Annotated in this window: 12 protein-coding genes; 5 read left to right on the forward strand and 7 right to left on the reverse strand. The window is 69.5% G+C overall.

Translation table 11 applies throughout. The features are described from left to right. Positions 1 to 10: 10 nt before the first annotated feature. Positions 11 to 583, reverse strand: a complete 573-nt coding sequence (locus ACFY2A_RS09320) for a DUF4190 domain-containing protein (RefSeq protein WP_387170190.1) — start codon at positions 581 to 583, stop codon at positions 11 to 13. Positions 584 to 704: 121 nt separating this feature from the next. On the opposite strand from ACFY2A_RS09320, the gene ACFY2A_RS09325 reads away from it, so the two are divergent. After that, positions 705 to 1,610, forward strand: coding sequence for an SDR family NAD(P)-dependent oxidoreductase (locus ACFY2A_RS09325; protein WP_387170192.1), 906 nt, complete (start codon positions 705 to 707; stop codon positions 1,608 to 1,610). 6 nt (positions 1,611 to 1,616) lie between these two features. Here the strand turns inward: ACFY2A_RS09325 and ACFY2A_RS09330 are convergent, their stop codons facing one another. Continuing rightward, a complete protein-coding gene (locus tag ACFY2A_RS09330) occupies positions 1,617 to 2,105 on the reverse strand; it encodes a DUF4190 domain-containing protein (protein WP_363923920.1) in 489 nt (162 codons plus the stop codon). A gap of 206 nt (positions 2,106 to 2,311) precedes the next feature. Between ACFY2A_RS09330 and ACFY2A_RS09335 the strand changes: the two genes are divergently transcribed. Continuing rightward, complete coding sequence (locus tag ACFY2A_RS09335; RefSeq protein ID WP_387170195.1) at positions 2,312 to 3,508, forward strand: acyl-CoA dehydrogenase family protein; 1,197 nt, start codon at positions 2,312 to 2,314, stop codon at positions 3,506 to 3,508. A gap of 4 nt (positions 3,509 to 3,512) precedes the next feature. On the opposite strand, the gene ACFY2A_RS09340 is transcribed toward ACFY2A_RS09335, so the two are convergent. After that, positions 3,513 to 3,920, reverse strand: a complete 408-nt coding sequence (locus ACFY2A_RS09340; RefSeq protein ID WP_387170197.1) for a CoA-binding protein — start codon at positions 3,918 to 3,920, stop codon at positions 3,513 to 3,515. Between the two features lie 82 nt (positions 3,921 to 4,002). Further along, a complete protein-coding gene (locus ACFY2A_RS09345) occupies positions 4,003 to 6,063 on the reverse strand; it encodes an intein-containing Rv2578c family radical SAM protein (RefSeq protein ID WP_387170199.1) in 2,061 nt (686 codons plus the stop codon). Between the two features lie 92 nt (positions 6,064 to 6,155). Here ACFY2A_RS09345 and ACFY2A_RS09350 point away from each other — a divergent pair, with 92 nt between their 5' ends. After that, on the forward strand, positions 6,156 to 6,554 hold the full coding sequence (locus ACFY2A_RS09350) for a thiol-disulfide oxidoreductase DCC family protein (protein ID WP_387170201.1): 399 nt from the start codon (positions 6,156 to 6,158) through the stop codon (positions 6,552 to 6,554). A 58-nt stretch (positions 6,555 to 6,612) separates the two neighbouring features. Here ACFY2A_RS09350 and ACFY2A_RS09355 read toward each other — a convergent pair whose 3' ends face one another. From ACFY2A_RS09355 to trxA, 3 genes are all read right to left on the reverse strand, one after another. Next, positions 6,613 to 7,518 (reverse strand): MFS transporter permease, encoded by a 906-nt coding sequence (locus ACFY2A_RS09355; protein ID WP_387170203.1) that lies wholly within the window; start codon positions 7,516 to 7,518, stop codon positions 6,613 to 6,615. Beyond that, positions 7,515 to 7,976 (reverse strand): hypothetical protein, encoded by a 462-nt coding sequence (locus ACFY2A_RS09360; protein ID WP_363923913.1) that lies wholly within the window; start codon positions 7,974 to 7,976, stop codon positions 7,515 to 7,517. The genes ACFY2A_RS09355 and ACFY2A_RS09360 overlap by 4 nt, the downstream gene beginning before the upstream one ends. A gap of 124 nt (positions 7,977 to 8,100) precedes the next feature. After that, entirely contained in the window at positions 8,101 to 8,463 is a 363-nt protein-coding gene (trxA, locus tag ACFY2A_RS09365; protein ID WP_093408323.1) for a thioredoxin, read from the reverse strand. Positions 8,464 to 9,065: 602 nt separating this feature from the next. On the opposite strand from trxA, the gene ACFY2A_RS09370 reads away from it, so the two are divergent. Together ACFY2A_RS09370 and ACFY2A_RS09375 are read left to right on the forward strand one after the other, a co-directional pair. Beyond that, entirely contained in the window at positions 9,066 to 9,581 is a 516-nt protein-coding gene (locus ACFY2A_RS09370; protein WP_387170206.1) for a MaoC family dehydratase, read from the forward strand. 150 nt (positions 9,582 to 9,731) lie between these two features. Beyond that, a complete protein-coding gene (locus tag ACFY2A_RS09375) occupies positions 9,732 to 10,199 on the forward strand; it encodes a hypothetical protein (RefSeq protein ID WP_363923910.1) in 468 nt (155 codons plus the stop codon). The last annotated feature ends 14 nt before the right edge of the window (positions 10,200 to 10,213 follow it).

Here is a 10,213-nt window from a genome sequence, read left to right on the forward strand (position 1 = left end):
GCGTCGCTGGTCAGGTGGTGGAGGACGAGCTCGCGATGGCGAAGGCGATCGCGACGGCGTAACCGATGATCACCAGCGCGAGCAGGCCGGTGAGGATCCAGCCGACGATGATGGCGGCCTTGGCCATTCCCTCGCCGCTCTCGCCGGTCTCCCGGATCTGGCGCATGGCCACGTGTCCCATGATGGCACCGACCGGAGCGGTGATACATGAGCCGATCCCGATCAGGGAGAGGACCAGGGCGACGATCGCCATAGAGTTCGTCTTCTGCTGCGGGTAGCCGTACCCGGGCGGGGGGTAGCCGTAGCCGGGCGGGGCCGGCGGGTAACCGGCGGGCTGAGCCGGCGGATAACCGGCGGGCTGAGCTGGCGGGTAACCGGCCGGCGGGTACGGCGCGGCGGCCGGGTCCGACTTCATGCCGGCGTACGGGTCGGCCGGCGACGGCTGATACGGATCGTATCCGGACGGTTGCGGTGGAATGGGTGGCTGCGGGCTGACCGGCAGGGTCGGGTCGGCGGGCGGGCCGGACGGCTGGCCGGTCGATGCGGGGTCGGGCCAGCCGCCCGCCGGCGGGGGTTGCGTCATCGGGCTTCTCTTCCGTCGCGATGATGTGGCGCAGTCAGGGTAGTCACCGCCACGCACCCCGCGACGCGCCCGGCACCGGGTGCGCGTTGCCCGACAGCGGCGGGAAGGGCAGGATCTCGGCATGGGGATTGACGCGCGTGCGGCGGACCGTTCCGGCAACAGACCGAGACGGGACGTCAGCCGGCCGGGCATGAGCCGGCGGCCACGCCCTGCCGCAGCACCGGAGCCCGGCGACCAGGATGCTCCAGCTTTACTGCCCGAGCCGGTGACCATGCGGTTGGACGGCAAGGTCGCGCTGGTGACGGGGGCGGGTAGCCCGGACGGCATCGGGTACGCGACCGCTCGCCGACTGTCCGACCTCGGCGCCCGGGTGGCGATCGTGTCGACCACCCGGCGCATCCACGAGCGGGCCGGCGAACTCGGGGTGACCGGTTTCGTCGCCGACCTCACCGACGAGTCTGAGGTGGGCGCGCTGGCCGATGCGGTGGCCGAGCAACTCGGTGACGTCGAGGTGCTGGTCAACAACGCCGGGTTGGCCAGTCGGGCCAGCCCGGAGGTGCTGCGCCCGGTCGCCCAGCTCAGCTACGACGAGTGGCGGGGCGAGATCGACCGGAACCTCACCACCGCCTTCCTGTGCAGCCGGGCCTTCATCGGCGGCATGGCCGAGCGCGGTTGGGGCCGGATCGTGAATCTGGCCGCCACCGCCGGTCCGGTCAACGCGCTGCCCACCGAGGCGGCCTACGCGGCGGCCAAGGCGGGCGTGGTGGGCCTGACCCGGGCGCTGGCCATGGAGATGATCGCCGACGGGGTGACGGTCAACGCCGTGGCCCCGGGCACCATCTACACCGCGGCCTCGACCATGGCCGAGATCAAGCAGGGTCTGGGTACGCCGGTGGGACGCCCCGGCACCCCCGACGAGGTGGCTGCGGCGATCACGTTCCTCTGCTCACCAGCCGCGTCGTACATCACCGGGCAGATGCTTGTGGTCGACGGCGGCAACAGCGTGCGGGAGGCCCAGTTCCGCTGAACGGGATCAGGTGCCGGTGCCGTCGGAGCCGGCCCAGATCGCCAGCGCCAGCCAGCCGCAGCAGGCCAGCAGGAAGAGGCCGGTGAAGATGTAGCTGAGGATCAGGCCCCAGGTGGCGAGCTGCTCGCCGTCCTCGCCGCTGGTGCGCAGCTGCCGCTTGGCCAGGTGCCCGAGGGCGATGCCGGCGGGGGCGAAGACGAAGGCGAAGACCAGCGACAGGATGGCCAGCACGTTGGTGCCGCGCCCGCCGCCCTGGCCGCCCGGCGGTCCGTACTGCCCGTAGGGCACCTGCGGGGCGTACGGCGGTTGCTGACCCCACTGTTGGCCGTGCGGCGGCTGCCCCGGATGCTCGTACGACGGCTGCCCGTACGCCGGCTGTCCGTGCTGCTGTTCGCCCGGCTGCTGTCCGTACGGTTGGCCGTACTGCGGCTGCTGACCGCCCGGCGGTGGCTCGTAGGGCGACGGCGGCTGGTCCGGCTCCGGTGGTTGGCCCACGCTCTCCTCCTCCGTACCGCCCTACAGTCCCCGCGCGGCCCGTCCGCCCTGGTGGGGAAGGCCCTCATTGCGGGACGCTACCCGCAGCGGTGAAGCTTTTCACAGCGGTTGTGTGGACTGGTCACCTTGGCCGCCCCGGCCCGGGCGACGATACTGATCGAGCGTTTAGTTACCAGTGAGTAGGCGCCGATTCCCCGGAGGCTGAGATGGCTCGACTCGCCCAGACGCCCGGCCTGACCGACGAGCAGCAGTCGATCCTGGAGACCGTCCGGGAGTTCGCGGACAAGGAGATCATCCCGCACGCGCAGCGCCTGGAGCACGCCGACGAGTACCCGGCCGACATCCTCGACGGGATGAAGGAGATGGGCCTGTTCGGGCTCACCATCGCCGAGGAGTACGGCGGTCTCGGTGAGTCCCTGCTGACCTACGCACTGGTGGTGGAGGAACTCTCCCGAGGCTGGATGTCGATCTCCGGCATCGTCAACACACACTTCATCGTGGCGTACCTGATCTCCCAGCACGGCTCCGCCGACCAGCGGGCCCGGCTGCTGCCGAGGATGGCCACCGGCGAGGTACGCGGTGCCTTCTCCATGTCGGAACCGGAGTGCGGCTCCGACGTCTCGGCGATCAAGTCGAAGGCGGTCCGCGACGGTGACCGCTTCGTCATCAACGGCCAGAAGATGTGGCTGACCAACGGCGCGTACTCGTCGGTGGTGGCCACCCTGGTCCGGACCGAGACCGGCGCCGACACGGTCTACGGCAACATGAGCACCTTCCTACTGGAGAAGGAACCCGGCTTCGGCGAGACCGCCCCGGGCCTGACCATCCCCGGCAAGATCGACAAGATGGGTTACAAGGGCGTCGAAACCACTGAGATGGTGCTCGACGGCGTCACCGTCCCCGACAGTGCCGTCCTCGGCGGTGCCGACCACGTGGGCAGGGGTTTCTACCAGATGATGGACGGCATCGAGGTCGGCCGGGTAAACGTCGCCGCCCGGGCCTGCGGCATCTCCATCCGGGCCTTCGAACTGGCCGTCGGGTACGCCCAGCAACGCCGGACCTTCGGTCAGCCGCTCGCGAAGCACCAGGCCATCGCCTTCAAGCTGGCCGAGATGGGTACGAAGATCGAGGCGGCGCACGCCCTGATGGTCAACGCGGCCCGACTCAAGGACGCCGGCCAGCGCAACGACGTCGAGGCCGGGATGGCGAAGCTGCTCGCCTCGGAGTACTGCGCCGAGGTCGTCCAGGAGGCGTTCCGCATCCACGGCGGCTACGGCTACTCCAAGGAGTACGAGATCGAGCGGCTGATGCGGGAGGCCCCGTTCCTGCTCATCGGCGAGGGCACCTCCGAGATCCAAAAGACGATCATCTCCCGGGGCCTGCTCCGCGAGTACAAGCTCTGAGCGCTCAGCTCCGGCGGGTCAGCCCGGCGGCGGCCCGCTCCACGATCAGGCAGCGGTCCTCGACGTAGTCGATCCCGGCCTCCTCGGCGATCTGCCGAGCCTGCGCCGAGACGATGCCGAGCTGCAACCACACCGCCGGGGCGCCGACCGCCACCGCCTGCCGCACCACTTCCACGGCGTCGTGGGCCGGCCGGAACACGTCGACCAGGTCGACCGGGTGCGGGATGTCGGCCAGGGACCGGTAGACCGGCTCGCCGAAGAGTTTGTCGGCGGTCGGGTTGACCGGAATGATGCGCCAGCCATGCCGCTGCATCTCCAGCGGTACGCGGTGAGCAGCCTTGAACGGATCGCGGGACGCACCGACGACGGCGATCACGGCGGCGTCGGCGAGGATCTGCTTGGCGGCACGCATCCGACGACTGTAGCCGCGTCGCTGTCCAGGCTGCCCCCGATCGACCTTTCGACAACGCTCAGCCTCCCCCGCCCCGCCCTGTTCAGAGCAGGCTCAGCTGCTCCGGTGCTGGTGCTGGCTGCGGCGCGGCACGGTGTTCGCCGGCCTCGGCCCGGATCAGCCCGTGACGGCGGGCGGCGATGCGGACCCGGGCGGTCAGCTCCCGCTGGTAGGACTGCGGCGCGTACGCGCCCGCCCGGAACAGCTCCCGGTAGCGCGGAACCAGATGGGGGTGCTCCTGCCCGAGCCACCGCGCGTACCACTCGCGAGCGCCGGGACGCAGGTGTAGCGCAAGCGGCGTCACGCTGGCCGCGCCCGCCGCGGCGATCGCCGCCACGGTGGCCTCGATCGACTCGTCCGAGTCGGAGAGGCCGGGCAGGATCGGCGCCATCAATACGCCCACCTCGAAGCCGGCGTCGGCGAACCGGCGTACCGCGTCGAGCCGGCGGCGTGGGCTCGGCGTGCCGGGCTCGACCGAGCGCCACAGTCGCTCGTCGACGAACCCGACCGAGAAGGAGACGCCCACCCGAGCGGCCTCGGCCGCCTGCCGCAGCAGCGGGAGATCACGTTGGATCAGGGTGCCCTTGGTCAGGATGGAGAACGGATTCGCGAAGTCGCGCAGCGCCTCGATGATCGGCGGCATGAGCCGGTAGCGCCCTTCGGCCCGCTGGTAGCAGTCGACGTTCGTGCCCATCGCCACGTGCGCGCCGCGCCAGCGTGGTGCGGCCAGCTCACGGCGCAGCAGCTCACCCGCGTTGACCTTGACGACCACCCGGCTGTCGAAGTCCGCCCCCGCGTCGAAGTCAAGGTAGGTGTGAGTATTTCGGGCAAAGCAGTTGTGGCTCACCACCCCGTCGGCGATGAAGTCACCGGTGCCCGTGGTGATGTCCCACAGCGGAAGGTCCAGCCCGAGAGATTCGATCTCGGTGACCCGCAGCCTGGCCCGGCACTTCACCGCAGCCCCCTCGATCGAACGTTTGCGGGTGATGGCGGGATCGGTCAGGTGGAAAAACCGCAGACGTTCCGCGAGGCCACCCGTCACCCTCAGGGTGCGGACCCGGTTGGCCCGCCCAGAACCCTCAAGTATGGCGGAGAGGTCGAAGTGACGTAACGCGTCCGCTGTCCGGGTCAGGATGGCGTCGTCGGCATTGGAGATCCGGAGGATCCCCCGGCTACAACTTCCTTCGGCGTCGAAGATGCCGGCGAGGAAACCTCGGTACCAGTCGTCGTCGGGCTGCGCGGGCCACGCGATGAGCCTCCGGATGGCGTTCAGGTCCGCCTCCCTGGAGGAGCGGATGGCTTCCATCGCCCGGCGATGTGAACTGGCCGGTGTGAAGGAGAACCGTGTCGTCTCAACTCCGAACGCGCGCAGATAGCGCTGGGTGCGGTGCAGCGCTTCCTCGTCGGCCAGCGCGAGCCGGAACCTGTGCACGACGCCGTACGGGTAGACGTGGGTGCCGAGGTTGCCGTCCCCGCGGATCATGCCGCTGAGATAGCCCTTTCGGTAGGCGTCGTTCTCCTTCGGTCCGGCTGCGAATCGCCCTGTGCCGATCAGGCGGTTGTTCGTGGTCAGGTAGGGGCGCTGGCCGTCGCCGTGCATGGCGCCCGTGACGTGCTTCCAACCCCGTTCGGTCAGGAAGCGGTGATCGCCACTCGCGACAAATGTCGTGCCGTCCTCGAGCGTGAGCCGGTAGGCCGGCTTCATCGTCGACCACTTGGCCAGAACGGTGGTCACGACGTAGCGGCGGTAGGCACCCCGCCGTTCGGTCCCATAGATGCGGTCGCCCACCTCCAGATCGCGTATCGCTCTGATGCCTCCGTCGGCCATCAGGATCGGAGTGTCCCCGGACAGGCAGTACGAACATGCATGACTGCATCCCCGGTACGGGTTGACGGTCCACTCGAACGGGACGCGGGAGGTGCCCGGGACCTTGTTGAGGATCGACTTGGCGCGCACCTCGTAGAAGGTCATGCCGGCGAAATCGGGGGTGTCGAAGGTGCGGACGACCGCATCGGGCAGCGCCAGCGGCAGGGGTGGCGTCGCTGGCGCTGCCCGTCCGGGAACTCCCTCGACCGGGGGAGCGGTGAGGTTGTCCCAGCGCATGGCAAGTATTCGAACACATGTGCTATCGACGTGCAAGTGACTCGCCGGACACTCGCGTGTGCGGTAGCCGACGATGGGGGCAGGATGAGGGCATGTCGACCTTCGTCTACGACGGGGACTGCGCCTTCTGCACCCGCTGCGCGGAGTTCATCGAGCGTCGCATCCCGACCGACGCCCGCGTGGTGCCCTGGCAGTTCGCCGATCTCGACCGGCTCGGTCTCACCGAGGCCGAGTGCGAGGAGGCGGTGCAGTGGGTCGGTGCCGACGGCAGCCGGGCCGCCGGCCCGGACGCCATCGCCGCGCTGCTGACCGGCAGCGGCCGTGGGTGGCGGATCGCCGGAGCCGGGCTACGGATTCCGCCGGTACGCGCCGCTGCCTGGCCCGTGTACCGCTGGGTGGCCCGCAACCGGCACCGGATGCCCGGCGGCACGGCCGCCTGCTCGCTGCCCCAGGAGACCCGGGACCGCCTCTACGGCCCATCCGGCGGCTGACACCTCGCACGAATGCCTGCCCGCTCCGGGTCGTACGGCGCACGGGATCGTGGGCCGGTCAGGGCGCTGCCGGATCCGGCACCGGCGGGGTGTCGGCCGGCAGCGGGTCCGAGTCGAGCCTTCGCTGGTCGGGCGTGAACCTGCGGGCCAGGAACTGTCGTACTGCGACGAGCGGGCGGACCTTCTCCAGCGGCAGGAAGCTGGTCATGGCGACCAGGTGTGGTGCGAACGAGATGGTGATGGTCGCGATGGTCACCAGGTGGAACGAGTAGAAGAAGCCGACCGTGGCGAGCCGCCAGCGCTCGGGCAGCACGAAGACCAGAGGGCTGAGCAGTTCGAAGGCGAGGATGCCGAACTGGGCGACGAGCAGCAGGTGGGGCACCTGCGCGATCAGGTCCGCCAGGTCGGTGCCGCGTCGGATGATTGCCTTGGCGAGCACCGAGCCGGTCGCCCAGTCCAGGCCGCCGAAGCGGAACTTCGCCCAGGCCGCCAGGAAGTAGGTGCAGACCACCGAGATCTGGGTGACCCGCAGCGCCCAGCCGCCTGCCTCCGTCCTGGTCGGGTCGCCGTGCCGGGCCCGGCCCGCGGTGGGCAGCACGGCCAGCGCGACGAGCAGGGCGAACCGGTCGTGGTCCACCTTGCCGTAGCTCATCGCGACGATCATCCACTCCAGGTAGAGCGCGAAGACCGTCCAGCCGAGCAGTCGGGGAGCCCGTCCGGTCGCGGCGAGCAGGGCCAGCAGCAGCAGGGCCCAGAAGATCACGCTTACCAGCGTCGCGGTGGGGGTGGGCAGCGGCAGGACCCGCCCGACGAACAGCGGTTGGTAGAGGTTGCCGGGTACGTCGACGCGATCTCGTACCCAGGGGGTGAAGACGACCAGGTCGGCGGCGACGAAGAGGTAGACAAGCGTGCGGAACGCGGCGACGCGACCGCGGGGCACCGCTTCGGTGAGCCAGCGACTCATCGGGTGACCTGCCAGCGGACGACGGTCTCGTCGACCCATCGACCGGTGGGCCGACGGTCGGTGATGTCGTGCCACCGGATCACGATCCGGACCTCGGTTAGTTCCGGTGCGTCGGGATGGCGCCGGCCGTACGCTTCGGCGATCTCGCGCAGCCGGCTGGGGTCGTCGACGTACCGGCTCTGCTGACCCTCGATCTCGGCCCGGCGGATGCCGGTCGCTCCCTCGCCCAGCTCGACGAGGTTGCCGCTGAGGTCGACCCCTTCCACCCGAGTGTCCGGGGCGTCCGCGTCGGCCGGATCGGAGGTGGAGTACATCCGGAAGGGACCGAACGGGAAGTGGTCGTCCGCGCCCCAGGTCGTGCCGGCGAGCAGGACGGCGAGGCCGAGTGCCGTCACCGCCACCCGGACCGTACGGCCGCGGCTCGTCAACGCATCCATCGCGTGCTGAAGATACGGCACGGGCGCTCGTTGGAGTGGCCTGATCGGCGGGCCGTGTCCCAGCTGTGACGGGTCCGGCGTCAGGGTGGGAGTGCGGACGCCGATGGCCGGGCCCGATGCGGGCCCGGCCATCGACTCTGTGAGATCAGTGCTTGTGCTCGGCGAGCTTCTTGCGAACGTCGTCCATGTCGAGCGCCTGAACCTGCTCGATGAGGTTCTCCAGAGCCGACTCCGGCAGCGCACCCGGCTGAGCGAAGACGATCACGCCGTCGCGGATCGCCATGATGGTCGGGATGGACCGGATGTCGAACTTGGCGGCGAGTTCCTGCTGCGCCTCGGTGTCCACCTTGCCGAAGGTGATGTCCGCATGCTTGTCGGACGATCGCTCGTAGACCGGAGCGAACCGCTTGCAGGGACCGCACCAGTCGGCCCAGAAGTCAACCAGCACGATGCCGTTGCCCTCGGTCACCTGGTCGAAGTTAGCCGTGGTCAGCTCGACGGTTGCCATGTGAGTCTCTCCGATCACGCGGAACAGCTACGTCTGGTGGAACTCGGGCGTACCCCATCGCATTCCCGCCGTGGTGCCACCGTAACCCTGGTCGCAGTCCGGGTGGGGTCTTTGTCCGCATCGATCATCGTCGGTCTTCGACGGTGTCCGCAGATCGCACATGCATGTCGCATTTGCGTGACCGCCCGTAATGGGAGCGTTTCCAATGAGATCAACGCTCTGACCCGGTACGAAGCAGTAACTTTGGCGTTGACGAGCGGCGATTCGACCTGCAGAGATCGCTTTTTGACCGACGATCAGTCACTAAGAGTAATGTAACAAAAAGATAAATGTGACCTCGGTCTCTGTGCGACCGGACGGGTGTACGGCAGAATCTTGAGACATCAGAGCGTGGGCGGCGGGTGCCGGGGAGGGCCCCGCCGCTCATTGCGTCCGGCCTCGGTTTCTCCGCGCTGGCCCCGCCCGCTCAGGTGCTGATCAAGCGGCCTTTCCGGGGGTCGGCTGGTGTGACATTCCGACGCCTGTCCCGCCCTGCGGTTCGCCTTAACCCTCGATAAGGCATGCTGTGCCGAACTCCGCCGCCTCCGTCGAAGGAGACCAGGATGCAGTTCGGCCGCTACTACGAGGAGTTCGAGGTCGACGCGGTCTACCGCCACTGGCCGGGCAAGACGGTCACCGAGTACGACGACCACCTGTTCTGCCTGCTCACCATGAACCACCATCCGCTGCACATGGACGCGCACTACGCCGAGACGGCGAGTCAGTTCAAGCGCAACGTCGTGGTCGGCAACTACATCTACTCGCTGCTGCTCGGCATGTCGGTGCCCGACGTCAGCGGCAAGGCCATCGCGAACCTGGAGATCGAATCGCTGCGGCACGTCGCACCCACCTTCCACGGCGACACGATCTACGGCGAGACCACGGTGCTGGACAAGCGCGAGTCCGCGTCCAAGCCGGATCGTGGCGTGGTGGCGGTGGAAACCCGCGGCTACAACCAGGACGGCACGCTGGTCTGCGTCTTCCGGCGCAAGGTGATGGTCCCCAAACGGGAGTACGCCGCGGCATCCGTGCCTGACGGCGTCGACCCCGAGCGGCCCAGTTTTCCCGAGCCCCGCTGACCCGTACGCGGGTGATTCCGCCCGAGGACGGGCTCGTCGCGCCCGGTCGGGTCGCAGCCGGCGGGGGTAGGGCGGCGCGCCGCAGCGGGTTCCCGGCGTAGGGGTTCCGTCCCCGGTCCGGGCGCATATGCTGGCGCCGGAGGTCCCGCCATGAGCGAGCGAATCACCACCGCCACCGCCTATTCCGCCACCGAGTGGGACCTGCTCACCAGCCTGCCCGGGCGGGTGATCGTGGCCGCTGCCGAGCCCGGCCCGGGGCGCCCGCACCGGGGCGTGGCGGCTGGCCTGGCCGGACTGGACGCGGTGGCGGCTGGGCGAGCCTTCGACAGCGATCTGGTCCGGGCGGTGGTGGCCGCGATCTACGCCCGGCACGACGGGGCATCCCCGCCAGCGGCGCAGCTCACCGACCTGGTGGACGTGCTCGCCGCCTGCCGGGCCGTCGTGCGGGTACTGGATCGCCATACCGACCCCGCCGACTCGGCGGCCTACCGACAGTGGGTGCAGTCGGTGGCCGCCCGGGTCTGTCGTACCGCGTCCTCGGCAGGGCCCGGCGGCATGCTGGCTCCCGCCGACCGCCGTTTCCTCGACCGGCTCGGCGGCGCCCTCGCCCTGCGCTGAGCGGCACCCGCTCC

This window comes from Micromonospora sp. NPDC000442 (genome assembly GCF_042898635.1).
Classification (GTDB): Bacteria; Actinomycetota; Actinomycetes; order Mycobacteriales; family Micromonosporaceae; genus Micromonospora.

Coding starts and splice junctions, on each gene's coding strand:
- ACFY2A_RS09320 (WP_387170190.1), bottom strand. CDS start 583: ATGACGCAACCCCCGCCGGCGGGCGGCTGGCCCGACCCCGCATCGACC.
- ACFY2A_RS09325 (WP_387170192.1), top strand. CDS start 705: ATGGGGATTGACGCGCGTGCGGCGGACCGTTCCGGCAACAGACCGAGA.
- ACFY2A_RS09335 (WP_387170195.1), top strand. CDS start 2,312: ATGGCTCGACTCGCCCAGACGCCCGGCCTGACCGACGAGCAGCAGTCG.
- ACFY2A_RS09340 (WP_387170197.1), bottom strand. CDS start 3,920: ATGCGTGCCGCCAAGCAGATCCTCGCCGACGCCGCCGTGATCGCCGTC.
- ACFY2A_RS09345 (WP_387170199.1), bottom strand. CDS start 6,063: ATGCGCTGGGACAACCTCACCGCTCCCCCGGTCGAGGGAGTTCCCGGA.
- ACFY2A_RS09350 (WP_387170201.1), top strand. CDS start 6,156: ATGTCGACCTTCGTCTACGACGGGGACTGCGCCTTCTGCACCCGCTGC.
- ACFY2A_RS09355 (WP_387170203.1), bottom strand. CDS start 7,518: ATGAGTCGCTGGCTCACCGAAGCGGTGCCCCGCGGTCGCGTCGCCGCG.
- trxA (WP_093408323.1), bottom strand. CDS start 8,463: ATGGCAACCGTCGAGCTGACCACGGCTAACTTCGACCAGGTGACCGAG.
- ACFY2A_RS09370 (WP_387170206.1), top strand. CDS start 9,066: ATGCAGTTCGGCCGCTACTACGAGGAGTTCGAGGTCGACGCGGTCTAC.
- ACFY2A_RS09375 (WP_363923910.1), top strand. CDS start 9,732: ATGAGCGAGCGAATCACCACCGCCACCGCCTATTCCGCCACCGAGTGG.